Source organism: Dactylosporangium fulvum (genome assembly GCF_025137375.1).
Taxonomy (GTDB): Bacteria; Actinomycetota; Actinomycetes; order Mycobacteriales; family Micromonosporaceae; genus Dactylosporangium; species Dactylosporangium fulvum.
On sequence record NZ_CP073720.1, the window covers coordinates 3923030 to 3947628 of the forward strand.

General features: G+C 72.2%; 20 protein-coding genes. 11 read left to right on the top strand and 9 right to left on the bottom strand.

Features of this window, described 5'->3' with window-relative positions:
* Window positions 1-30: 30 nt before the first annotated feature.
* Together Dfulv_RS18585 and Dfulv_RS18590 are read left to right on the top strand one after the other, a co-directional pair.
* Complete coding sequence (locus tag Dfulv_RS18585) at window positions 31-1446, top strand: DHA2 family efflux MFS transporter permease subunit (protein ID WP_259865212.1); 1416 nt, start codon at window positions 31-33, stop codon at window positions 1444-1446.
* An 83-nt stretch (window positions 1447-1529) separates the two neighbouring features.
* A complete protein-coding gene (locus Dfulv_RS18590) occupies window positions 1530-2090 on the top strand; it encodes a hypothetical protein (protein WP_259865213.1) in 561 nt (186 codons plus the stop codon).
* 13 nt (window positions 2091-2103) lie between these two features.
* Here Dfulv_RS18590 and Dfulv_RS18595 read toward each other — a convergent pair whose 3' ends face one another.
* The 3 genes from Dfulv_RS18595 to Dfulv_RS18605 form a co-directional block, all read right to left on the bottom strand.
* A complete protein-coding gene (locus tag Dfulv_RS18595) occupies window positions 2104-2670 on the bottom strand; it encodes a hypothetical protein (protein ID WP_259865214.1) in 567 nt (188 codons plus the stop codon).
* 68 nt (window positions 2671-2738) lie between these two features.
* A complete protein-coding gene (locus Dfulv_RS18600) occupies window positions 2739-4259 on the bottom strand; it encodes a DHA2 family efflux MFS transporter permease subunit (protein WP_259865215.1) in 1521 nt (506 codons plus the stop codon).
* A 68-nt stretch (window positions 4260-4327) separates the two neighbouring features.
* Window positions 4328-5689 carry a cytochrome P450 gene (locus tag Dfulv_RS18605; protein WP_259865216.1) on the bottom strand — a complete coding sequence of 454 codons (1362 nt, stop codon included), beginning with the start codon at window positions 5687-5689 and terminating at the stop codon, window positions 4328-4330.
* A 250-nt stretch (window positions 5690-5939) separates the two neighbouring features.
* Here Dfulv_RS18605 and Dfulv_RS18610 point away from each other — a divergent pair, with 250 nt between their 5' ends.
* From Dfulv_RS18610 to Dfulv_RS18620, 3 genes are all read left to right on the top strand, one after another.
* Window positions 5940-6446 carry a GNAT family N-acetyltransferase gene (locus tag Dfulv_RS18610; protein WP_259865217.1) on the top strand — a complete coding sequence of 169 codons (507 nt, stop codon included), beginning with the start codon at window positions 5940-5942 and terminating at the stop codon, window positions 6444-6446.
* Window positions 6447-6667: 221 nt separating this feature from the next.
* Window positions 6668-7558: a metal ABC transporter substrate-binding protein gene (locus tag Dfulv_RS18615; protein ID WP_259865218.1), complete on the top strand. Its 891-nt coding sequence runs from the start codon at window positions 6668-6670 to the stop codon at window positions 7556-7558.
* 10 nt (window positions 7559-7568) lie between these two features.
* Complete coding sequence (locus Dfulv_RS18620; RefSeq protein ID WP_259865221.1) at window positions 7569-9035, top strand: M1 family metallopeptidase; 1467 nt, start codon at window positions 7569-7571, stop codon at window positions 9033-9035.
* Between the two features lie 3 nt (window positions 9036-9038).
* On the opposite strand, the gene Dfulv_RS18625 is transcribed toward Dfulv_RS18620, so the two are convergent.
* Window positions 9039-10694: a substrate-binding domain-containing protein gene (locus Dfulv_RS18625; RefSeq protein WP_259865223.1), complete on the bottom strand. Its 1656-nt coding sequence runs from the start codon at window positions 10692-10694 to the stop codon at window positions 9039-9041.
* 350 nt (window positions 10695-11044) lie between these two features.
* Between Dfulv_RS18625 and Dfulv_RS18630 the strand changes: the two genes are divergently transcribed.
* From Dfulv_RS18630 to malQ, 6 genes are read left to right on the top strand one after another with little or no spacing between them, the layout of a single operon-like run.
* Window positions 11045-12085 carry a hypothetical protein gene (locus Dfulv_RS18630; RefSeq protein ID WP_259865224.1) on the top strand — a complete coding sequence of 347 codons (1041 nt, stop codon included), beginning with the start codon at window positions 11045-11047 and terminating at the stop codon, window positions 12083-12085.
* Window positions 12082-13707, top strand: coding sequence for a vWA domain-containing protein (locus Dfulv_RS18635; RefSeq protein ID WP_259865225.1), 1626 nt, complete (start codon window positions 12082-12084; stop codon window positions 13705-13707). Before Dfulv_RS18630 ends, Dfulv_RS18635 begins: the two co-directional genes overlap by 4 nt.
* Window positions 13708-13749: 42 nt before the next feature.
* Window positions 13750-13812, top strand: coding sequence for a hypothetical protein (locus tag Dfulv_RS18640; RefSeq protein WP_259867749.1), 63 nt, complete (start codon window positions 13750-13752; stop codon window positions 13810-13812).
* Between the two features lie 10 nt (window positions 13813-13822).
* The gene (locus tag Dfulv_RS18645) at window positions 13823-14566 is read left to right on the top strand and encodes a DUF427 domain-containing protein (protein WP_259865226.1); all 744 of its coding nucleotides are present in this window, start codon (window positions 13823-13825) and stop codon (window positions 14564-14566) included.
* A gap of 20 nt (window positions 14567-14586) precedes the next feature.
* Window positions 14587-15405, top strand: a complete 819-nt coding sequence (locus tag Dfulv_RS18650) for an MEDS domain-containing protein (protein WP_259865227.1) — start codon at window positions 14587-14589, stop codon at window positions 15403-15405.
* A gap of 7 nt (window positions 15406-15412) precedes the next feature.
* Entirely contained in the window at window positions 15413-17143 is a 1731-nt protein-coding gene (gene malQ, locus Dfulv_RS18655) for a 4-alpha-glucanotransferase (protein ID WP_259865228.1), read from the top strand.
* Here malQ and Dfulv_RS18660 read toward each other — a convergent pair.
* The 5 genes from Dfulv_RS18660 to glgX form a co-directional block, all read right to left on the bottom strand.
* A complete protein-coding gene (locus Dfulv_RS18660; RefSeq protein WP_259865229.1) occupies window positions 17130-18050 on the bottom strand; it encodes an SRPBCC domain-containing protein in 921 nt (306 codons plus the stop codon). The two genes, malQ and Dfulv_RS18660, sit on opposite strands and share 14 nt — an antisense overlap.
* The gene (locus Dfulv_RS18665; protein ID WP_259865230.1) at window positions 18034-18414 is read right to left on the bottom strand and encodes an ArsR/SmtB family transcription factor; all 381 of its coding nucleotides are present in this window, start codon (window positions 18412-18414) and stop codon (window positions 18034-18036) included. Before Dfulv_RS18665 ends, Dfulv_RS18660 begins: the two co-directional genes overlap by 17 nt.
* A gap of 125 nt (window positions 18415-18539) precedes the next feature.
* Window positions 18540-20246, bottom strand: a complete 1707-nt coding sequence (treZ, locus tag Dfulv_RS18670; protein WP_259867751.1) for a malto-oligosyltrehalose trehalohydrolase — start codon at window positions 20244-20246, stop codon at window positions 18540-18542.
* A 7-nt stretch (window positions 20247-20253) separates the two neighbouring features.
* Complete coding sequence (gene treY / locus Dfulv_RS18675; RefSeq protein WP_259865231.1) at window positions 20254-22470, bottom strand: malto-oligosyltrehalose synthase; 2217 nt, start codon at window positions 22468-22470, stop codon at window positions 20254-20256.
* Entirely contained in the window at window positions 22467-24572 is a 2106-nt protein-coding gene (gene glgX / locus Dfulv_RS18680; protein ID WP_259865232.1) for a glycogen debranching protein GlgX, read from the bottom strand. The genes treY and glgX overlap by 4 nt, the downstream gene beginning before the upstream one ends.
* Between the last annotated feature and the right edge of the window lie 27 nt (window positions 24573-24599).

The window sequence follows — 24599 nt, forward strand, 5'->3', positions numbered from 1 at the left end:
ACAAGTACACCGTATAGGGGGACCCTTCTCGTGCGAAATCGCTGGCTAGCCCTCGTCGCCGTGGCGCTGGGCACGTTCATGACCTATCTCGACAACAACGTTGTCAACGTCGCGCTGCCGTCCATCCAGCGCGACCTCGGCCTCGGCATCTCCGGCCTGGAGTGGATCGCGAGCGCCTACATCCTGGTCTTCGGCGGCCTGCTGCTCGTCGGTGGACGGCTCGGCGACGTCATGGGCATGCGGGGCACGTTCTTCGCCGGCCTGGCCGTCTTCACCGCCGCGTCGGTCGTCGCCGGCCTCGCCGGCAGCCAGGAGATGCTCATCGCCGCGCGCGCCGCACAGGGCATCGGGGCGGCGCTGCTCACCCCGGCCTCCCTCGCCCTGCTCACCGAGTTGTTCCCCGACCCGCGCGAGCGCGGCACCGCGATCGGCATCTGGGGCGGCGTCGGCGCGCTCGCGCTCGCGATCGGCCCGCTCACCGGCGGATACCTCAGCGAGAACATCTCCTGGGGCTGGATCTTCCTCATCAACCTGCCGATCGGCGTGGCCACCGCGATCCTGGCCGGGATGACCCTGCCCGCCGGGCGGCGCAGCCCGAACCGCAGCCTCGACCTGCCCGGCCTCGTCACCTCGTCCCTGGCACTGTTCGCACTGACCTTCGCGCTCATCGAGGGCGAGTCCCGCGGCTGGACGTCGCCGGCCATCCTCGCCGCGTTCTCGCTCGCCGCGATCGGCGCCGTCACGTTCGTGGCCGTCGAGTCGCGCTCCGCGAGCCCGATGGTCGACCTCGCGTTCTTCCGGATGCGGGTCTTCACCGGCGGTCTCGCCGCGATGGGCCTGTGGGCGTTCGGCGTCTTCGGCATCTACTTCTTCACCGCGATCTTCCTGCAGAACGTGCTCGGCTTCTCGCCCACCGGGGCCGGTGCCGCGTTCGTCCCGATGGCGCTCGTCATGGCCGTCATGGCGACCGTCGCGCCGCGACTGGAGTCCCGCTTCGGGGCCGGCCGCACCGTCGCCGTGGCGCTCGCGCTCATGGCCGCCGCGGTCGGCGCGCTCGCGACCGTCGGCGAGGGCGGCGGCTACCTCGACCTGCTGCCGTGGTTCCTGCTCTTCGGTGTCGGCGGCGGCCTGCTCGTGCCGCTCAACAACGTGATCCTCGGTGCGCTGCCGGCGGCCCGGGCGGGGATCGCGTCGGGCATACTGAACGTCTCGCGTGAGGTGTTCGGGTTGCTCGGGATCACCATCCTGGGCGCCATCCTCACGAACCGGCAGAACGCCGCAACCGGGTCGGTGCTGCACCGGTTCCTCGACGGCTACCAGTTCTCGCTCGTCGTGGCGGCGGTCATCGTCGCCGCCGGAGCACCGATCGCGCTGCTCACGCTGCGGAAGGCCGGCGCACGTGACGAGGCCGTGGCGGAGCGGGAGCCCGAGTTGCAGCCGGCCTGAGTCGCCGGCGGCACTTCTACCGGACGGTGACATCGATCTCTGTCCGGTAGAAGTGCCTGGCGTGCCGGTGTCACCATTGATGCATGCGCATCGAAGTTGTTGATCTGATCGATGGACAACTCCTGGACACGGCCTGGACGCAGTACAGCGAAGCGTTCTCCGGGCTGCGCACCACCGCCGTACAGCGGCACGTCATGCACCGCGACGAGTTCGACGCGATGATGACGGACCGGCGGGTGCGGAAGTTCCTCGCCTGGAGCCCGCAGGGCGAGTTGCACGGCCTCTCCACGTTCACGAACCACCTCGACGCGATCCCGCTCATCTCACCCGACTACTTCCGCGCCCGTTTCCCCGACCGCTACAGCGCCCGCCAGATCTGGTACGTGGGGTTCGTCGCCGTCCACCGCGAGGGCCGCCAGCCGCAGATCTTCGAGCGCCTCATCACCGCGATGCGCCACCACGGCGGCGACCAGCTCGCCATGGTCGTCATCGACGTCTGCCGGCTCAACGGCGAGGAGCTGCGCCTGCCCGACGCGGTCGGCCTGATCCTGCGCCGCCGCTTCGGCGACGTGCGCCGTGACCGCCTCGACGAGCAGACGTACTGGGGCTACACGTTCCCGCCGGACCAGATCGCCGCCGCCTGACCCACCCGGGCGCTCAGCCGGGTGAGCGCCGCACCACGTCGAGGGCGAGGCGCTCCAGCGCCTCGCGCACCTCGGCGCGGGGCATGCCACAGCCGTCGGCGGGCACACCCGGCCGCAGCCAGCTCCCGTCCGCGGCGAGCAACGCGAACCAGGGGACGACCACCGCCACGGCGGGGCACACCCCGCCGTCAAGTGGTTCGTCGGGCAGACGCAACGCCCGCACCAGCTCGGCGATCCCGGTGCCACGCCGCTCCTCCAGGCCCGGGCCGGCCGTCGGCGCGTCGCAGACGACGACCGCGGCCGGGTCCCAGTCCGGCGGCAGCCGGGGCAGCCCGAGCGCCGCGGTGCCCGGCATCCACGGGGCCGCCAGGTCGGGGTGTCCCGCGGGCCGTGACGGAGACGGGGCGGCGCCGGGGGAGGAGGGCGGGCCCAGCACCGCCTCGGCGCACGACGTCCAGGCCGGGTGGATCACCGGCGGGCCGCTCGGGACCGCCGGCCCCGCCGGCTGCCGCCCCGGCCCGCCGCAGGCCGCGAGGGAGACGAGGGTCAGCACGGGAGCCAGCACGAGGACCAGCACCAAGCGCGCGGTGGGTACCATGCGGATGTGACGCCGGCCCGCCGGCTGCGGTTCCCGTCGAGGCCCCCGAGTCAAGACCGAGATGCGGTCAGGTCCTCTCCTCCGCCCAGCGGAGGTCCGTCGACGGCGCAGTGCCGCCGCGGCGCCGCCTCCGGCGCCGCGGGTGCCGGCTTCTCCGGGTTGCGGATCGTGACCGCGGCGACCAGGCCGGCCGCGACGCAGAGCAGCGCGGAGATCAGCACGGCGTGGTGGAAGCCGGTCGAGAGGCGGTCCGGGTGGTGGTACGCGGTGCCGGTGATCCCGGCGATCGCCGGCAGTACCGCCACCGCGATGAGACCGGCGGCCCGCGCGACGTCGTTGTTGACGGCCGAGGCCATCCCGGCGTGGTTGGCCGGCACCGCCGCGAGGACGGTCGCGGTCAGCGGCGCGACCGTGATCGCCAGGCCCAGCCCGAGGACGGCCACCGCCGGCAGGACCTGGGTGACGTAGCCGCCGGCGGCGTCGATCCGCGCGAAGAGCGCCATGCCGGCCCCGGCGACGATCGGCCCGGCGCTCATCTGCAGCCGCGGCCCGATCCGCGTCGCGAGCTCGCCCGAGCGGGCCGACAGCAGCAGCATGATCACCGTGATCGGCAGTAGCGCGACCCCGGCCGCGAGCGGCGTGTAGCCGGCGACGTTCTGCAGCTGGATCGGCAGCAGGAACAGCGCACCGCCGAGGGCGCCGTAGACGATGAACGTGACCACGTTGGTGGCGGTGAACTGCACCGAGCCGAAGAGGCTCAGCGGCAGCATCGGGTGCCGCGCCCGGGTCTGCCACCAGACGAACGCGGCGAGCAGCAGCACGCCGCCGGTCAGGGCCCCCGTCACCGGCAGGCTGGACCAGCCCTGCGCCTGGCCCTCGATGAGGCCGTACGTGACGCCGATCAGCCCGGCCGTCACCAGTGCCCCGCCGACGAGGTCGACCCGGCCGGTCGCCTCCCGGTCCCGCGACTCCGGCACGTGCCGCCAGGTGATCAGCACGACGGCGATCGCGATCGGCACGTTGACGGCGAAGATGAGCCGCCACGAGGCCGCACCGAGCCCGACGAGCCAGCCGCCGACGAACGGCCCGATCGCCGTCGCGACCCCGCCGAGCCCGGACCAGGCGCCGATCGCCCTGCTGCGGTCGTCGGGCCGGAAGGACGCCTGGAGTATCGCGAGGCTGCCCGGGGTGAGCAGGGCCGCCCCGACCCCCTGCAGCGCCCGCGCCGCGATGAGCGTCCCGGCGTCCGGCGCGATCCCGCACAGCACCGACGCGAGCGCGAACCACACGATGCCGACGGTGAAGACCCGCCGCCGCCCGTAGCGGTCGCCGAGCGCCCCGGCGAGCAGCAGCAGCCCGGCGAGCGTCAGCGTGTACGCCGTGACGACCCACTGCAGGGTCTCCAGCCCGGCGTCGAACGACCGCCCGATCGCCGGCAGCGCGATCCCGACCACGGTCGCGTCGATCGCGGCGATCCCCGACCCGAGGATCGTCGCGGTGAGGACCCACCGCCCGGCGGCGCTGGCATACAGCAGCCGGCCCTCGCTCTCCGCCTCGTCCCGGGTCGCCATCCGCCCACTCCTCACCGGTCACCGCCGCCGGACCGACCGCCGGGCGCAGGTACAGGCCGTCTCCAGGTTCAGGGCCGGCGGGCCGTCACCCGGACCTTGAACGACGTCGCCGGACCCGGGGTCGGGGCCGTCTTCGTCGCCAGCTTGTAGCCGGGGGAGGTCAGCTCCAGGTCGAGCCGGTGGAACAGCCGCGCCATGGACAGCGCCATCTGGACGTCGGCGAAGCTCTTGCCGAGGCAGGTGTGGGGGCCGCGGCCGTACGGCGAGTACGCACCCGGCTTGAGATGCTCGGCCCGCGGCTTCTCGTAGCGCGTGATGTCGAACGTCTCCGGCTCGGCGAAGTACTCCTCGAGGAAATGCGGCACCGTCGTGCCGACGTAGACCGTCTCGCCCTCCCGGATCGGGTGGCCGGCGAACTCGAAGTCCCTGGTCGCGGTGCGGATCGCGGCCACCGCGACCGGGTACAGCCGCATGGTCTCCATCAGTGCATACCGGACCGTGGGGATGCGCTTCACGTCGTCGTCGGTGACCTCGCCCCTGGCGAACAGGGCGTCGGCCTCCTCCCGCACCTTCGCGAGCACGTCGGGGTGCTTGAGCATGGCGTAGACGAACGCGGCCGTGGTGTTGGCGACCGTGTCGAGGCCGGCGACGTAGGGCCCGGTCAGGGTCATCGTCAGGTCCTCCGCCGGCAGGACGCCGGGCCGGTGCAGGTGCGCGTCCATCAGGTCGTCGACCAGGATGCGCTCCTCCGGTGCCTTGGTGCCCGCCGTCGCGCGTAGCTCGGCCGCCATCCGGTCGCCGAGCTCGAACAGGCGGGCCTTGGCCCGCCGGTACCGCGGGTTGCGCAGCAGCACCTTCGGCCGCTGGCGGGTGACGAGGACGTTCAGCACGTACAACGTCATCATCCGGATGTCGTCGACGTATTCTCCCGGCGCGCTGCCGGTCAGCAGTGTTCCCAGCTGCTCGGTCGCCATGTACTGCATCGCCTGCACGACCGGGACCGCCGTGCCCTGCGGCCAGTCGCGGTCGATGACCCGGTCGGTGATCTCGATCAGCTCGCCGCAGCGGCCCTTGATCGCGTCGCGGGAGTAGCCGCGGCGCATCAGCTCACGCAGCTCCTTGTGGCTCTCCCCGTCCTCGCCGACCAGCGTGCGGGTGGCGCCGTACTCCTCCAGGAAGCCCTGCCAGAACTCCTTCGACCGCAGGCACTCACGCCCGTCCCTGGAGTTCATGAACTCGGCCGCCTCGGCACCGGCGATCACCGGATAGGTGTTGCCGAGCAGTCGCATGCGGAAGACCGGCCCGTGCTCGCGGTAGGCCCGGGCGAGGAACCGGCCGGGATCCTTGCCCATGTCGAGCGCGCTGCCCAGGAACGGCAGCCCGCGGACCTGGGGAGTCCCGCGCTGCGGTGCCGTCTCTGTGACCGTCATGAGCGCCACCCCTTGGTGTAGGTCGTCGGTGTAGGTCGCTGGTGTCGGTTGCCGGTGTCGGTTGCTGGCTTTCATCGGCCGGGGTTCGGCGCCGCGCTGCGCCACGGTGACCGATGGTATCGAAGAACACGGTTCCCCGGTGTCCCGTGTGTTACCGCCTGATGACGATGCGTCCTCCGGAACATCACACTCGCCGGCTGGTCGCTTCCGCCGGTCGTGGCCTTCGCCGGGGCTGCGGCACACTGTGCGGATGCGGTTGCGGCACTGGCACGAGGACGACCTCGAGGTGTTCTTCGACATCTACTCCCGCTGGGAGGTGATGCGCTGGCTCGGCCCCCAACCCCGCCGTGCGTTGCGGGACCGCGAGGAGGCCCGCGCGCGGATGGCCCGCTGGCACGAGCGCGAACGCGGCCTGCCCGACCCGTTCGGCCTGTGGGCGATCGTCCCCGACGCCGACGCCGACATCGCGACCGGCCTCGACCGGCCCGTGGGCACTGTGCTGCTGCTGCCGCTGCACGACGCGAACGGGCCGACCGACGAGGTCGAGGTCGGCTGGCACCTCCACCCGGACCACCAGGGGCGCGGGTATGCGACCCGCGCCGCGCGGCTGCTGCTCGACCGGATGCCGCCCGGCGTCCTCGCCCTCACCGACCCCGACAACCACGCCTCGCAGGCCGTCGCCCGCCGGCTCGGCATGCGCGACGAGGGGCTGACGGACCGCTGGTTCGGTCTCACCGCCCGCCAGTTCCGCGCCTGACCCCACCCGGCGCCGGTGTTTGCCGGCCGGCGTCTGTCGGAGACATTCAACCTAGCCTCCTAGGATGCCCTACGGGACGAGGTGCGCGTCATGTGTCACGGGAACCGCGCCCCGGCCGCCGCCTCGCTTGTTGAACATCCGTGTCGCGGGTCTCGCCACGGCAGGCCGTGCGTGCCATGCGTTTTTGACAATGATTGTCATCAGCGGTGAGACTTACCGCCATGTTGCGTCGCTGTCTTCTCGCCGCCTCCGTCCTCCTATCTCTTGTCGTCGCCGGGTGCGGGAACGACGCCGGAGGCGGTGGAGACGGGAAGGTGAGGGTCGTCGCGGCCTTCTATCCGCTCCAGTTCGTCAGCGAGCGCCTCGGCGGCGACCGGGTCACCGTCACCAACCTCACCAAGGCCGGCGCCGAGCCGCACGACCTCGAGCTCCAGCCCAACCAGCTCGCCCAGATCGAGAACGCCGACCTGGTGGTGTACCTCGCCGGGTTCCAGCCGGCCGTCGACGAGGCGGTGCGGGGGCAGGCGAAGGACCGGTCGTTCGACGTCGCCGCGGTCGAGGCGCTCAAGGACGGGCCGGGCGACGGGGACGAGCCGGCCGGCAAGGACCCGCACGTCTGGCTCGACCCGGTGCGGCTGTCGGTGGTCGTCGGGCAGCTCGCCGACCGCATGGCCGAGGTCGACACCGCGGGCGCGGAGGAGATCAAGGGCCGCGCCACGCAGTTGCAGGGTGAGCTGCAGGAGCTCGACAAGGAGTTCAGCACGGGGCTGGCGACCTGCGCCCGGCGGGACATCGTCACCAGCCACGCCGCGTTCAGGTATCTCGCCGACCGCTACAAGCTCAACCAGATCCCGATCAGCGGCCTCGACCCGGAGGCGGAGCCCAGCCCGCAGCAGGTGACCGAGGTGGCGCGGCTGGCGAAGGAGAAGGGCGTGACGACGATCTTCTTCGAGGCGCTGGTCAGCCCGAAGCTGTCGGAGACGGTGGCGAAGGAGATCGGGGCCAAGGCGGCGGTGCTCGACCCGCTGGAAGGTGTCGAGGGGAGTGACACGTACTTCACCGTCATGCGGGCCAACCTCACCGCGCTCCGGGACGCGCTCAGCTGCGGTTAGCCTTGGGCCGGTGCGACGAGCCCCGCTGCGACGATCTCCCCTTCTGAGCGCCGTCACCGCAGCGGCCGTGCTGCTCGCCGGCTGCGGCACCTCGGTCACGACCGAGGCCCGCCGCCTGGGGGTGCCGCGGCCGCTGCCGAGCGTCTCCGCCGCCGGCGGCAACACCGACGGCACGTCGACCCCGGTCGCCGATCCGATCTACCCGGGCTACGGCAACCCGGCGATCGACGTCCAGCACTACGGCTTGACGCTGGCCTGGGCGCCGGACACGAAGACCCTCACCGGCACGGCGACGATCAAGCTGCGGGCGGTGCGGGCGGTGCAGCAGGTGCGGCTCGACTTCTCCAGCGCGTACCGCATCGGGAAGACGAGCATCGACGGCGCCGACGTCGCCGGGCGGATCGTCGAGGGCGACCTGACCGTCGACCGGCCGCTGGCGGCGGGGGCGGTGGCGACGCTCGCGGTCGAGTATCAGGGGACGCCGGCGACGGTGCCGATGCCGTCGCACCGCGGGGACAGTGAGCCGCTCGGGCTGACGGTGACGAAGGACGGCGAGCTGTGGACGATGCAGGAGCCGTATGGGGCGTCGACCTGGTACCCGGCGAACGACCAGCCGTCGGACAAGGCGTTGTACGACATCGCGGTGACGGTGCCGGCCGGCTGGGCGGGGGTCGCGAGCGGCACGCCGAAGGGGCGGTCCGGTGACACGTTCAGCTACACGACGGCGCAGCCGGTGGCGAGCTACCTGACGACGCTGGCGGTGGGCAGGTACACGAAGTCGGAGGTCACCGGGCCGCGCGGGTTGCCGATCACGTTGTGGACGCGCACCGGGAAGGACGACGCGTTCATCCCGGAGCTGAAGAAGTCGCCGGAGTATCTGGGCTGGCTGGAGGAGCGGTTCGGGCCGCATCCGTTCCCGAGTACCGGTGCGGTGATCGTGCCGTCGGAGTCGGCGATGGAGACGCAGCAGATGCTGACGATCGGCGGTGACGTGCTGGGGCCGCGGCCGCAGCTGGACAACCTGGGCCCGGTGCTGGTCCACGAGTACGCGCACCAGTGGTTCGGCAACGCGGTCGGCCCGGCCACGTGGAAGGACCTGTGGCTCAACGAGGGCTGGGCGACGTACGTCGAGCAGCTGCACAACGCCTCGCACGGCGGGCCGGCCATCGAGCGGTGGGAGCAGGCGGCGCGGCAGCAGGATACGGAGCTGCGCAGGCGGCTGGGGCCGCCGGGCAGCCCGCGGGCGGACAGTTTCGCGGAGGGCAACGTGTACCTGTGTCCGGCGCTGATGCTGCGGCAGCTGCACAAGGCGCTGGGTGATGAGCGGTTCTTCGCGTTGGGCCGGGCGTGGGCGGGCGGTCACGCGGGGACGGCGCAGGACCGGGCGGCGTTCATCGCGTTCGTGAACCAGCAGACGGGCCGGGACTTCACCGGCCTGATCAACAGCTGGCTGGACTCGCCGGCCACGCCCGCTTAGCGCCTACTCGTGCAGGCCGCCGGCGACGACGTGGATGAACGCGGCCTGCACGTCGTCGGCGTTGACGGCGTTGTCGACGTAGGCGTCCATCGGCTTGAGGGAGTTCTTGAGCCGGTCGGCGGCGTCCTTCTTGCTGAGGACGACGACGCTGATCGTCACCGGCTTGTCGGGGTTCTTGAGCTCGGTGAGCTTTTTGACCATCTCGTCGACGGCCTGGGTGTTGGCGCTGTCCTTGTTCTGGTCGTCGGTGAGGATGAAGACCTGGTTGAACATGTCGTCGCGCCAGTCGTCGCGGATGGACTGGTAGCCGGCGACGATGGCGTCGAGGAGGCCGGGGCCGGCGCGGTGCACGGTCAGGTTGCCGACGGACCTGGTGAACGTGGTGCGGGTGGTGTCGTCGAGCCGGTCGGTGGGCAGCAGCTTGCGGTAGCCGGGCTGGCCGGTGCTGACTTCCCACAGGCCGAGGCGGGATCCGACGGGCATGAGGTCGGCGAGCTGGCGGCAGCCCTGTTTGAGCACGTCGATCGGTTGCTGGCGGGTGGTGCCGGGTGACGCGGAGCCGTTGCCCGGTGCGGAGGTGCTGCCGTTGGTGCTGGCGATGTCGACGATGATCAGCAGGTTGCTGCGCCGGTCCTCGGGGTCCCAGGTGGCGAAGATGTGCTGGACGTGGTGCGGGGCGAGGACCTCGAACGGTTTGGCGGTGGGCTCGGGCAGGACGTTGGCGCCGTCGAAGGTGGGCCGGATGTTGTCGGGGCCGCGCAGCCCGGCGGCGGCCAGGGCGCGCTTGCCTTCCTGGGAGGTGAACGCGGCGTAGAGGCGCTTGAGCGCGGCGGCGCGTTTCGGGTTCTTCGCGGCGGCGGCCGACGGCAGCCAGGTGTAGCGCAGCAGGGCGGTGTGGTCGGTGCCGATGACGTAGCGGCGGTCGGTCTGGGCCAGGCGGAGCGTGGCGAGGAGCGCGTATTCGGGGATGAGGCCGACCTCGCCGGGGGCGCCGGGGGTGGCGGCGAGGTCGTGGTTGACGGTGCGGGTGACCGGCAGCATGTTGGCCAGGGCGAGGGAGGAGGCGTCCATGCCCTTCTCGAGCCAGACCGCCTCGCCGACGGCGCCGGCGGCGACCATGCCGTCGCCGGACATGGCGGGGTTGCGCACGGCGAGCTTCACGCCGGAGGTGTGGGCGTTGAGGAGGTTGGCGAGGGCGAGCCAGCCGCCCCCGGCGACCTTGATCTTTTCCGCGGTGGCGGGGTCGGTGACCATGTAGATCGGGCTGGTCGCGAGGGTGTCGTACGCGTTGAGGGTGCCCTTCGCGGCGAGGAACTGCGGCGGTGCGAGGGTGTCCCAGGCGGCGTCGTCGGGGATCCAGAGGTCGGCGGAGACCTGGCTGAGCTGTGCGGCGGCGGGGCGGCCGTCGGCGTTGGTGGTGTCGACGAGGACGCAGTCGGTTCCGGCGCGCAGGGTGCGGCCGGCGGCGGAGACGACGTTGGCGATCGACGACGCGGCGACGACCCGCAGGGTGGTCGGGCAGGTGCGGCCGTCGCCGGCGGCCTCGTCGCCGCGCAGCACGTACCACCCGGCGCCGGCGACGAGGCCGATCGCGAGCAGGAGCACCAGTCCGCGAAACAGCGTGCCGAGAGCTCGGCGTCCGGCTTGATGCTTGCCCATGGCTGAACCGCCTGCGGTCGGAAGGGGGTGTTTGACCGCGGGCAAGTATGCCATCGAGCGGGGCGGATTCCGGTTGCTCTCCGCCGTCCGGCGGGCACCCCGGACCGATCAGCCACCGCTTTCTAGGACTGGTGGCCGGAGTCGTTGCACCCAGGGTGACCCGAGCGTGACGGAAGAGTTCGACTGTGGTGTCAGCCCCGGGGCGCCGGTGAGGTAGGGCGATTTTCGTGTCCGCGCGGAGGCCGGTCGGTGGGCAGCCGCCGAATCATCGTCCACAGTGGACCACATGAACGGCCGCTGAACAGCGCATTGACGACAGAGGGTTGCGTGGACCGGGAACAATCGAGGACGTGATACGGACCCGTTCGCTCGTCGTCCTCGTGGTGGTGCTGGTGGTCGCCGGTGCGCTCATCGGGCACCTCATCGGGCGGGCCGATGCCACCACCGCGGTCCGCGGCATCATCGGCTCCGAGAAACGGGCGTTCTTCGCCGACCCCGCGGTGCGGAAGGTCTTCGAGCGGCACGGGTACACCTACCGGGTCGACCCGGCCGGTTCCCGCGACATGGTGAACCGGCTCGACGGCTACGACTTCGCGTTCCCCAGCAGCCACCCCGCCGCGGAGGAGCTGCTGCGGCACCGCAAGGCGGCCGGTGCACCGGTCACCGCGTTCAGCTCGCCGCTCGCGATCGCCACGTTCACTCCGATCGTCGACCTGCTGCAGAGCGCCGGCCTCGCCGGGCGCGACGCGACCGGCGTGTGGCGGCTCGACCTCAAGGCGCTCGTCGAGCGCAACCGGGCCGGGCTCAAGTGGAACCAGATCCCGGCCAACACCACCCATCCGGTCGGGCGGGCCGTGCTCGTCGCCACCACCCGGCCGCAGGACTCCAACTCCGCCGCGATGTTCGCCGTCGTCCTCGACAGCGTCACCGGCGGCGACGCCGGCGCGGTCGCGAAGCTCTTCGCCGACCAGGGCGCCGTCGACTCCACCAGCGACGAACCGTTCGAGAAGTACCTGACGCGGGGCAGGGACTTCGCGCCGATGGTGCTCATCTACGAGGCCCAGTTCGTCGACCACGCGCGCCACAGCCGGCTCGACGGCGGGCAGACCCTGATCTACCCGCAGCCGACGCTCGTCTGCGCCCACACCGTCGTGCCGCTCACCGACGCCGGCGTCGAGATCGCGCGGCTGCTCGCCACCGACGCGGACCTGCAGCGGCTCGCCGCCGAGCACGGCTTCCGCGCCGTCGACCCGGCGGTGTCCCGGCCGGTGCTCGACAGCGTCCGCCCCGGCGACGCCGAACTGCCGGAGCTCATCACCGGCGCGGTCCCGTCACCGAGCTGGACCGCCCTCAACACCCTGCTGACGAAGGTCGAGGAGAAGCTCGCATGAGGCGTTGGAACTGGACCGCGCCGCTGCTCGTCCTGACGCTCGCCGCGGCCGGCTGCACCGGCGACGAGAAGCCGCCGCAGGCCGGCGAGGGGCCGTACCTCAAGGGCGACGGCGTCCTGCGCGTCCTCGCCGGCAGCGAGCTCGCCGACCTGCAACCGGTCCTCGACGCCGCCGCCGCGGCGACCGGCGTCACGGTCAAGCTGTCCGGCACCGGCACCCTCGAAGGCGTCGAGGCCGTCGTCAACGGCACCGCCGCCGAGCACTACGACGCGATCTGGTTCGCCAGCAACCGGTACCTGCAGTTGCACCCCGGCGCCGGGAACCGGATCGGCACCGCGACCAAGGTCGCCGCCTCACCGGTCGTCCTCGGCCTGCGCAGGTCCGTCGCCGACAAGCTCGGCTGGAACGAGCACCGCCCCACCTGGAGCGAGATCGCGGTCGCCGCCGGCGAGCACCGGTTCTCGTACGGGATGACCAACCCGGCCAGCTCCAACTCCGGCTTCTCCGCGCTCGTCGGGGTCGCCGCCGCCCTCGCCGGCACCGGCGCGGCCCTCGACGCCGACCAGATCGCGCCGCTCACGCCACGGCTGCGGGCGTTCTTCGCCGGGCAGCAGCTCACGTCCGGCTCCTCGGGCTGGCTCGCCGACGCCTACCTGCAGTCGTTCCAGCAGGGTCAGCCGGTCGACGGGCTGGTGAACTACGAGTCGGTGATCCTGTCGCTCAACGCCTCCGGCAAGCTGCCCGAGCCGCTCACCGCCGTGTATCCCGCCGACGGCGCGGTCACCGCCGACTACCCGCTGACGCTGCTCGCCGGCCCGTCGGTCGCGGAGCAGGCGAAGACCAACTACGCGGCCGTCGTCGACTACCTGCGCCGGCCGAGCGTGCAACGGCAGATCATGGAGCGGACGTGGCGGCGTCCCGCGGTACCGGATCTCGCGCTGGCCCCTGAGTTCGGGCCGAAGCGCGGCGCGCTGCCCGAGCTGCCGTTCCCCGGCAGGTTGGCGGCCGCCGACGCGCTCATCGGGGCGTTCGGCGACAGCCTGCGCAAACCCGCCCGCACGATCTACGTGCTCGACCTGTCGGGGTCGATGAAGGGCGAGCGGCTGCAGGGACTCAGGTCCGCGCTCGTCGGGCTGACCGGCGCCGACAACAGCCTCGCCGGGCAGTTCACCCGGTTCAACGGCCGTGAGCAGGTGCTCATGCTGCCGTTCAGCACGAAACCCGGCCAGACCCGCCGGTTCGACGTGCCGGAAGGGGACTTCCAGCCGACCCTCGACCAGATCCGCGCGTACGCGGGCGGCCTGAACGCCGGCGGGGACACCGCGATCTACGACGCGCTGCTCGCCGCGTACGAGCAGGCGGCGCCGCTGATCACCGCCGAGCCCGACCGGCACACGTCGATCGTCCTGCTCACCGACGGCGAGCGCACCACCGGCGCCGACCTGGCCGCGTTCCAGGCCAGGCTGCCGCGGCTGCCGAGGATCCCGGTGTTCACCATCCTGTTCGGCGAGGGCAACGTCGCCGAGATGCAGCAGATCGCCACGGTCACCGGCGGCCGGTCGTTCGACGCCCGCACCGGCGCGCTGGCGGGCGCGTTCAAGGAGATCCGGGGATACCAGTAACGCGCTGTTCAAACCCCGGCAGTGGTCAAGTTCTGGTTCTCGGTGTCGCGCAACGAGCAGCGCACCCGGTTCCTCATCCGGCAGGTCGACCCGGTCCGGCGGTAGCGTTGGAACCGTGACCGATACCCACCATCGGGGCCGTGTCCGTGTCGAGACCGGTCCCAAACGTGTCCGTGCCTTCCTCGGCGGCAGCCTCGTCGCCGACACGATCCGCCCGTTGCTCGTGTGGGAGGTGCCCTACTATCCGGCCTACTACATCCCCGCCGCGGACGTGCGCGCCGAGCTCGTCGGGACCGGCGGGACCGAGCACTCGCCCAGCCGCGGCACGGCGGAGATCTTCGACGTCGTCACCGCCGGCGGGGTCGCGAAGGGTGCCGCGAAACGGTTCACCGACTCGCCGCTGTCGGAGCTGCGTGACGCGGTCCGTCTCGACTGGGCCGCGATGACCGAGTGGCTCGAGGAGGACGAGCCGGTCTACACCCATCCGCGCGACCCGTACAAGCGCGTCGACATCCTCGCCAGCAGCCGGCACGTGCGGGTCGAGCTCGACGGGACCGTCCTGGGCGAGTCCCACAACCCGCGGATGCTGTTCGAGACCGGCCTGCCCACGCGGTACTACCTGCCGATCACCGACCTGCGGATGGACCTCCTGCGGCCGTCGGCGACGCAGACGCACTGCCCGTACAAGGGGACGGCGAGCTACTGGTCGGTCGAGCTCGACGGTCAGGTCCACGACGACCTGGTGTGGATCTACCGCACGCCGCTGCCGGAGAGCCAGAAGATCGCCGGGCTCGCCTGCTTCTACAACGAGCGTGTCGACGTGTTCGTCGACGGGGTGCGGCAGCCCCGCCCGGCGTAGCGCCGTCGTAGGCTGTCGCGGTGGACTCATGGCGGATCGGTGACCATCTGAGCGCCACGTATGCGGCCGACGACGACTGCCGCGACCTCATGGTCGGCTTCGTCCGCCGCGGCGTCGCCGCCGGCCACCGGGTCGTCGTGCTGCTCGACACCTACTCGTTCGAGCTGGCCCGGGCCCTGACCGCCGCCGTGCCCGACGCCGCCATCGGCCAGTTCACCGCCCTGCGGTTCGGTGCCGGGTTCGGCGGACCCGGCGCCGACGGCACGCCGTTCGGGGTGGCCGACTTGGTGGCCGGGCTCACCGCGCTGTATGAGCAGGCGCTCGCCGCCGGATATGACGCGCTGTGCGTCGCCGGGGAGATGGTGTGGGCCCAGCGCGCCGGGTTCACCGCCGCCGACCTGCTCGCCTACGAGGCGCAGGTCAACCGGTCCGTCGGCGTCGGGCGGGCCGCCGCGCTGTGCGCCTACGACCGGCGCCGCTTCGGCGCCGACCTGCTGACCAGGATCGGGGTCCTGCACCCCGGGCCGCTGCTGCGCTTCACCCTCGGCGGGTGGGGCGCCCACCTGCGGCTCAGCGGCGAGCTCGACGCCTCCAACGCCGGCGCGCTGCCGGCGATCCTGTCCCTCGTCGCGGGCGCCGACAGCGTGGTCCTGCTCGACGCGAGCGACCTGGCGTTCGTCGACGCCGCCGGCGCCGCCACCATCGTGCGGTTCGCCGCGTCCCGGCCCGCCCGGCCCACAGTCGTGCGGTGCGCCGGCAGCGTGCGGCAGGTGCTGCGGCTGGTCGGCGCCGACAGCGTGCCCTCACTCGTGCTTCGCGACCAGAACAGCGGGGTATGACGTTCCCGTGTCCACCCCGGCAGAGCCGTTGAGCGCCCGCGCCGCCGCGCACGGCGTCGCCACCTGGTACGAGACCGCCGGCCGGCGGCGCGTCGACATCGACCCCGCCGTCGTCGAGGCGGTGCTCGACCTGCTCGGGCCGCGGCCGGCGCCCCGGTCACAGGCCGGCGGGGCCGCCACGCTGCCCGAGCCGCCGCGCACGTGGGGATGGATGCTCCAGCTGTACGGGGTGCGTTCCGCCGGCTCGTGGGGCGTCGGCGACTTCGCCGACCTCGCCGAGTTCACCCGCTGGGCCGCGTCCACCGGCGCCGGCGCGATCCTGGTCAACCCGCTGCACGCCGTCGCGCCCGTCGACCCGCTGCCCGCCTCGCCGTATTCGCCGTCGAGCCGCCGCTTCGTCAACCCGCTGTACCTGCGCATCGCCGACCTGCCCGAGTACCGCGCCGCGGAGCCGGCGCTGCGGGCGCGGGTCGACGCGTTGCGGCCACCGCAGCCCACCGCCGAAGAGCTGATCGACTACGACGGCGTGTGGCGCGCCAAGCGGGCGGCACTGCGGCTGCTGTTCGACGCCGGGCCCGGCGAGCAGGCCCTCGACCCGGCCCTCGACCCGGCGCTGCGGGACTTCGCCACCTACACGGCCCTCGCCGAGATCCACGGCGCCGACTGGCGGCAGTGGCCCGGCGAGCTGCGCCGCCCCTCGCCGGACGCCGACGCGGCCGCGCCCGCCGGCCGGGTCGCGTTCCACGCCTGGCTGCAGCGGCGCTGCGCGGAGCAGCTCGCCGCCGCCAACGAGGCCGCCGCCGGGATGGCCGTCGGGATCATCCACGACCTCGCCGTCGGCATCGACCCCGGCGGCGCCGACGCCTGGACCCTCCAGGACGTCATCGCCCAGGGCGCCCGCATCGGCGCGCCGCCCGACGCGTTCAACCAGCAGGGCCAGGACTGGGGCCTCGCCACCTGGCGCCCGGACCGGCTCGCCGCGAGCGACTACCGCGCCTACCGGGACCTGCTCCGCGGGATCTTCCGGTATGCCGGCGGGCTGCGCGTCGACCACGTCGCCGGGCTGTGGCGGCTGTGGTGGGTGCCGCCGGGCCGCGGCGCCGCCGAAGGCACCTACGTGCACTACGACGACGCCGCGATGCTCGGCATCCTCGTCGAGGAGGCCGCCCGGGCCGGTGCCGTGGTCGTCGGCGAGGACCTCGGCACCGTCGAGCCCGTCGTCACCACCACCCTGCAGGAGCGCAACGTCCTCGGCTCCGCGGTGCTGTGGTTCACCCGTGACGCCGGCGGCGCGTTTTTGCCGCCCGCCGAGTGGCCCGCCAACGCCGTGGCCAGCATCTCCACCCACGACCTGCCGACCGCGGCCGGGTTCCTCGCCGGTGAGCACGTCCTCGCCCGCGCCGAGGCCGGGGTCCTCGGCCGCGACGTCAAGGACGAGTGGGCCGACGCGGCGAAGGAACGCGCCGCGCTGCTCGACCTGCTCGACGCCGAAGGGCTCACCGAGCCCGACAGCACCGACGAGGAGATTGTCCTCGCCATGCACCAGCTGCTCAGACGCACCCCGTGCCGGGTCGTGCTCGCCTCGCCCTACGACGTCCTCGGCGTCGTCCGCCAGCCGAACCTGCCGGGGACGACCGACCAGTACCCGAACTGGCGCATCCCGCTGCCGCTGCACCTCGACGACCTGACCGGCGACGCGCGGATGCGGCAGATCGCGGACCTGTTCAACGGGCGCTAGGGCCGGTGTCGAACTCCGCGGGGCGCCGCGAGCCCGGCGGGATCTCCTGCAGCAGCCAGGTGTTGCCGTCCGGGTCGGCGAACGCGGCGTAGAGGATGCCGCCCAGGTCGTCGACGCCGGCGACCGCAACACCGCGGGCCAGCAGCGCCTCGCGGGACTTGTGGATGTCGTCGACGACCAGGTGCAGGCCCCGCAGCGTGCCCGTCGGCAGGTCCAGGCCCGGCAGGTCCTTGTAGAGCACGATCGAGCACGACGAGCCGGGCGGGGTCAGCTGCGTGACCCGGGAACCGTTGCCGGGCTGCACGTCGTGGTCGACGGTGAAGCCGAGCCGGCCCTCGTAGAACGCGAGCGCCACGTCGACGTCGGCGACCGGCACCGGCACCAGCTCCAGGCGCATCGCGGGCACGGCGACGGCCGGCTCGACCGTCGCGAGGTACGCCTCCAGCTGCGCGTAACCCGCGTCCATGCCGTCCTTCATGCCGCTGTGCAGGGCGTTGTCGCGGGCCTCCTGTGAGACGTACCGGACCGTGGTGATGATCGTCGTGCGTCCGTCGTGCTCGGTGAACGTCACCGTGTTGCGGGTCTCCGGCCAGTCGCCGTCGCTCCACGTCTCGCTGCTGACCAGCCGGTCGGGGCGGATCACCTCGTGGTAGGTGCCGGTGATCGTGAGCTCGCCCCCTTCGGCCGACCGCCACAGGTAACGGAACCGGCCGCCGGGCCGCAGGTCGATCTCGCACACCGGCATCGTCCAGCCGGGCGGGCCGACCATCCACCTCGGCAGGTGTTCGGCCTTGGTGTGGACGTCGAAGACGAGTCCGCGGGGCGCGGCGACGGTCCGGATGATCCGGACCTCCTCGTCGCTGGGCAGCTCGAACGTGGTGACGCCCAGCTCACCGGTCATGACCATCGTGTGGCTCCTCGTCTCGGGGAAGTGGGTCCGGGATCGTCTGATCCTGGAGAAGTTGCAGGTAGGCGTCGAGCCGTGCGTAGCTCTCGTCCCAGAAGCGCCGGTATTCGTCCGTGAACTCGGCCACCTCCTTCAACGGCGCGGCCTCCAGCCGGCACGGCCGCCACTGAGCCTCGCGGCCACGGGAGATGAGACCGGCGTTCTCGAGCACCCGGAGGTGCTTGGAGATCGCCGGCCCGCTCATGTCGAACGGTGCGGAGAGTTCCTTGACGGTGGCCTCGCCCTGCGTGAGCCGGGCCAGGATGGCGCGCCGGGTGGGGTCCGCCAGCGCCGCGAAGGTGGTGCTGAGGCGATCTGTGACCATCGGTTACCTTACCAGTTGGTTATCTAACCTACTGGTTATCTAATGCGGCCAGTGCCGCCTTGTCAACCCGGGTACCGGCCCGCCCGCCGCGACCCCGGCGTGTGTGAGGGGTGGCGGGAGGAGGGTCAGAGGATCAGCGCGGACTCGGCCGGGAGGGTCACCGAGCCGGACTGGAGGACCGCCGCCTCGTCCGTCGTGAACAGGATGCGGCCGGCGGACAGCGGGACCGTCCGCGGGTCCTTCGTCAGGTTGGCCACCACCGTGCGGGCGCCCCGCTCGATCAGCAGCACACCCTCGTCGTGGACGACCCGCACCCGGTCCAGCCGCGGATCCGCCAGGCCCGGCACCGACTTCCGCAGGCGGATCAGCGTCCGGTACAGGTCCAGCATCGACTCGTCCCGCGCCGACCAGTCCAGCTTCGACCGCTCGAACGTCGCCGGGTCCTGCGGGTCGGGCACGTCGTCCGAGAGCCAGCCGTGCTCGGCGAACTCCGACCGGCGGCCGTCGGCGACCGCGGCGGCCAGGGCCGGCTCGGGGTGACTGGTGAAGAACTGCCACGGGGTGCGGGCCGCGAACTCCTCGCCCATGAACAGCATCGGGGTGAACGGCGAGGTCAGCAGCAGCGTCGCGGCGACGCGCAGCAGGCCGGGGGAGAGCGACGCCGTCAGCCGGTCGCCCACCGCGCGGTTGCCGATCTGGTCGTGGTTCTGCAGGCACACCACGAACCGGTGGCCCGGGATCCGGGACCGGTCGACCGGCCGGCCGTGGACCCGGCGGCGGAACGACGACCACGTCCCGGCGTGCCAGAACGCGGACGTCCACACCGTGGCGAAGCACGCGGGGGAGCCGAAGTCGCCGTAGTAGCCCTGCCGTTCGCCGGTCAGCATCGCGTGCAGGGCGTGGTGCACGTCGTCGTCCCACTGGGCGTGCAGGCCGTAGCCGCCGCCCTCCCGCGCGGTGACGAGCTTCGCGTCGTTGAGGTCGGACTCGGCGATCAGCGACAGCGGACGGCCGAGCGCCGCCGACAGCGCGTCGACCTCGACCGCCAGCTCCTCCAGCAGGTGCGTCGCGCCCCGGTCGACCAGGGCGTGGACGGCGTCGAGGCGCAGGCCGTCGGCGTGGTAGTCGCGCAGCCACTGCAGGGCGCTGTCGATGATGAACCGGCGGACCTCGCCGGAGTCGGCCTCGTCCAGGTTGAGCGAGCGGCCCCACGTGTTCGCGCCGCCGGACAGGTAGGGGCCGAACCGCGGCGCGTACGCCCCAGAGGGGCCGAAGTGGTTGTAGACCGCGTCGATGATCACGCCGAGACCGGCCTGGTGGGCGGCGTCGACGAAGCGTTTCAGGCCGTCCGGCCCGCCGTACGACTCCTGGACCGCGTGCCAGCCGACGCCGTCGTAGCCCCAGTTCCACTCGCCGTTGAACGTGTTGACCGGGAGCAGTTCGACGAGGTCGACACCGAGGTCGACCAGGTGCGGCAGGCGTTCGATCGCCGCGTCGAAGGTGCCCGCGGGCGTGAACGTGCCCACGTGCAGCTCGTAGACGACGCTGCCGGGCAGCTGGCGGCCGGTCCACGCCGCGTCGCCCCACGTGTGGCGCGAGTGGTCGTAGACCCGGCTCAGGCCGTGGACGCCCGAGGGCTGCCACCGCGACCGCGGGTCCGGCAGCGGCCGGTCCTCGCCGTCGAGGACGAAGCCGTAGTCGGTGCCGTGCGCCGCGGACTCCGCGGAGGCCACGAACCACTGCCCGTCCCGGGTCATCGGCACCGTGTCGGCGCCGACCCGCAACGAGACCCGCCGTGCGGACGGCGCCCAAACCCGAAACTCCACTGTCAGACCCCCGTCATCGACGGACCAGCAAGGCCACCGGATACGTGTCGAGCAGTTCGGCGAGACCGGGGCCGGCCACCGGCCGGTCGGTCAGCACGTCGGTCCAGTCGCCGCCGGGCAGCTTCAGCTCGGTGTCGCCCCAGCCGCCCCGCGCGGCCAGCCCGACCGGCAGCCGGGTGGCCACGGTCAGCGCCCCGCCCCGGTCGAACGCCACGACGTGGGACACGCCCCCGCCGGTCGCCTGCACCGGGTGGTACCGCTGGAAGAGCTCGGGACGGTCCCGCCGCAGCCGCAGTGCCCGGCTGACCACCAGCAGCTTCGCGGCGCCGGAGACGTCGACGGGAGGGCGGACGGTGCCGGCGTCGAGGGCCGCCAGCATGTCGCGCAGTTCGCCGAAGTCGACCGGCCGGCGGTTGTCCGGGTCGACGAGCGAGTTCTCCCAGAGTTCGGTGCCCTGGTACACGTCGGGGATCCCGGGCATCGTCAGCTGCACCAGCTTCTGGCCCAGCGAGTTGCTCCAGCCGAACGGGGTGACGCGGGCCGCGACCTCCTCGACCTCGCCGCGGAGGTCGGTGAAGACCCGGTCGAGCACGGCGGCGAACGCCGCCTCGAACTCCTCGGACGGGTCGCTCCAGGACGTCGAGCGGTTCGCCTCCCGGGCCGCCTTCACGAAGTAGGCGTGCAGGCGGTCGCGCGAGATCGGCCAGGCGCCGACGATCGTCTGCCAGAACAGGTCCTCGAACGACGGGTCCGGCAGCGGCGCCGCGGCCCGCCAGCGGCCCGACACCGAGGCCCACTCCTCGGGCAGCTCGCTGAGGACGGCCAGGCGGGCCCGCACGTCCTCGCCGCGCTTGGTGTCGTGGGTCGACAGCGTGGTCATGCCGGCCGGCCACTCGGCGCGGCGGCGCTCCGCGGCGGCGTGGAACTCCTCGGGCGGCACGCCGAAGCGCGACGGGTCGCCGCCGACCTCGTTGAGGGCGACGAACCGGTTCCAGCGGTACATCGCCGTGTCCTCGACGCCCTTGGCCATGACCGCGCCGGTGAGCTGCTGGAACCGCGCGGCGAGCTCGTCGGCCGGGTCGGTGAGCCGGGGGACCAGCGGGTCGAAGTCCAGGTCGGGCCGCCGGCGGCGGGCCTCGGTGACCGCGTGGTCGAAGTCCGCGAGGCCGTACGGCAGGTAGGTGCGGTACACGTCGTAGCACGCCGCCAGCTCGGCGAGCGCCTCCTCCCAGGCGGGATCGCCGAGGCGCCCGAGGCGGTGCAGCTCGGCCTGGAACAGCCGCCTGGTCACGTCGAGCTTCTGCGCGTGCGCCTCCTCGGGCCAGGAGGTGTCGCCGTTGTCGGCGGCCGGGTCGACGAACAGGCCGCACACCTCGGCGAGGGCGTCGTAGCCGGTCGTGCCGTCGACCGGCCACTGCGGCGGCAGCGGCTCGCCGCGCTCCAGGATCTTCTCCACCACCAGCCAGGCGTCCGGGGCCCGCTCGCGCAGCCGGGCGAGGTAGCCGCCGGGGTCGCGCAGCCCGTCCGGATGGTCGACCCGGATGCCGTCGACGAGGCCCTCACGCACCCAGCGCAGGATCTCCGCGTGGGTCGCCTCGAAGACCGCGGGGTCCTCCACCCGCAGGCCGGCCAGCTCGGTCACCGCGAAGAACCGGCGGTAGTTGAGCCGCTCGCCGCCCTCCCGCCAGTACACGAGCCGGTAGTGCTGCCGCTCGTGCACCTCCTGCGGCGTGCCGTCGCCGGTGCCGGCCGCGATCGGGAACCGGTGCTCGAAGTACCGCAGCTCACCGTCCTCGACCCGGAGGTCCTCGACGGCCGGCGGCGAGCCGAGCACCGGCACGACGAGCGGGCCGGCGTCCCAGTCGATGTCGAACCAGTCCGCGTACCGCGAGCCGCGCCCGTTGGCCAGCACGTCCCACCACATCGGGTTGGCGGCCGGCTGGAACAGGCCCATGTGGTTGGGCACGATGTCGACGACCAGGCCGAGGCCCCGCGTGCGCAGCGCCCCGGCCAGCCGGTCCAGGGCCGGCGCCCCGCCGAGCCGCGGGTTGACCTGCCGCGGGTCGACGACGTCGTAGCCGTGCGGCGAGCCGGGTGTCGCGGTCAGCAGCGGCGCCGTGTAGAGGTGACCGACGCCCAGGTCGTGCAGGTAGCCGGCCAGTTCCGCCGTCGTGTCGAGGTCGAAGTCCGGCCGGACCTGCACCCGGTAGGTGCTCTTCGGGACGCTCATACGGTGCGGTCCAGCACGACGAGCGAACGGTCCGGCACCGTGATCGTGCCGCCGGCGGTGTACGAGACGCCGTCGCGGGCCGGGCCTGCCGCGGTCGCGATCACCAGCTCCCACTCCTTGCCGTACTCCTGGGACGGCACGACGAACTCCAGCGGATCGGAGTGGGCGTTGAAGCACAGCAGGAACGAGTCGTCGACGTGCCGCTCGCCGTGCGAGCCCCGCTCGGTGATCGACTCGCCGTTGACGAACAGCATCAGCGCCTTGCCGAAGTGGTTGTCCCAGTCCTCCTCGGTCATCTGCCGCCCGTCGGTGGCGAACCAGGCCACGTCCGGGATCGAGGTGCCCTCGGCGCGGGCCACCGGCCGGCCGGTGAAGAACCGGCGCCGGCGGAACACCCGGTGCCGTTCCCGGAACAGGGCCAGGCCGCGCGTGAACGCGAGCAGCTGCTCGTCGACGTTCTCCCAGTCGGTCCAGCTGATCTCGTTGTCCTGGCAGTACGCGTTGTTGTTGCCCCGCTGGGTGCGGCCCAGCTCGTCACCGGCGCAGATCATCGGCACGCCCTGCGACAGCATCAGCGTGGTGAGGAAGTTGCGCCGCTGCTTGGCGCGCAACGCGTTGATCCGCGGGTCGTCGGTCGGCCCCTCCACGCCGCAGTTCCAGGAGCGGTTGTGGTTCTCCCCGTCCCGGTTGTCCTCCATGTTGGCCTCGTTGTGCTTCTCGTTGTACGAGACCAGGTCGTTGAGCGGGAACCCGTCGTGGCAGGTGACGAAGTTGATGCTGGCGAACGGGCGGCGGCCGTCGTCCTGGTAGAGGTCGGCCGAGCCGCAGATCCGCGACGCGAACTCGCCCAGCGTGGCCGGCTCGCCGCGCCAGAAGTCGCGCACGGTGTCCCGGAATCGGCCGTTCCACTCCGTCCACAGCGGCGGGAAGTTACCGACCTGGTAGCCGCCCGGCCCGACGTCCCAGGGCTCGGCGATGAGCTTCACCTGGTTGACGACCGGGTCCTGCTGCACGACCTCGAAGAACGTCGACAGCCGGTCGACCTCGTAGAACTCGCGCGCCAGGGTGGACGCGAGGTCGAAGCGGAAGCCGTCGACGCGCATCTCGGTCACCCAGTACCGCAGCGAGTCCATGATCAGCTGCAGGGTGTGCGGGTTGCGGACGTTGAGGCTGTTGCCGGTGCCCGTGTAGTCGGTGTAGTAGCGGTTGTCGTCGTCGTCGAGCTTGTAGTAGTGGCCGTTGTCCAGGCCCTTGAACCCCAGCGTCGGGCCCAGGTGGTTGCCCTCGGCGGTGTGGTTGTAGACCACGTCGAGGATCACCTCGATGCCGGCCGAGTGCAGTGCCTTGACCATGCCGCGGAACTCCTGGACCTGCTGTCCCCGGTGCCGGCGGGCGTAGCCGTGGTACGGCGCGAAGAAGCCGATCGTGTTGTAGCCCCAGTAGTTCGACAGGCCGAGCTCGACCAGGCGCTGGTCGTGCACGAAGTGATGCACCGGCAGCAGCTCCAGCGCGGTGATCCCGAGCCGCTTCAGGTGCTCGACGATCGCCGGGTGGCTGATGCCCGCGTACGTGCCGCGCAGCTCCTCCGGCACGTCCGGGTGGCGCATCGTCAGGCCGCGGACGTGCGCCTCGTAGACGACCGTGTGGTGGTACGGCACCCGCGGGGCGGCGTCGTTGCCCCAGTCGAAGTACGGGTTGACGACCACGGCCTTCGGCATGAAGGGCGCGGAGTCCGTCGTCGACATCTGCTCGGGATCGTTGAAGTCGTACCCGTAGACGGCCGGATCCCAGTTGATGTCACCGTCGATCGCCTTCGCGTACGGGTCGAGCAGCAGCTTGTGCGGGTTGCAGCGCAGCCCGCGCGCCGGGTCGTACGGCCCGCGCACCCGGAATCCGTAGCGCTGTCCCGGCTCGACACCCGGCAGATAGGCGTGCCACACGAACGCGTCGACCTCGACCAGCTTGATGCGCTCCTCGACGTCGTTGTCGTCGAACAGGCACAGCTCGACCGACTCGGCCACCTCGCTGAAGATTGCGAAGTTGGTGCCCTGTCCGTCGTAGGTCGCGCCCAACGGGTACCGGTTGCCCGGCCAAACCTGCATGTCCGCCCCCGTCCTGCTATGTCGTGG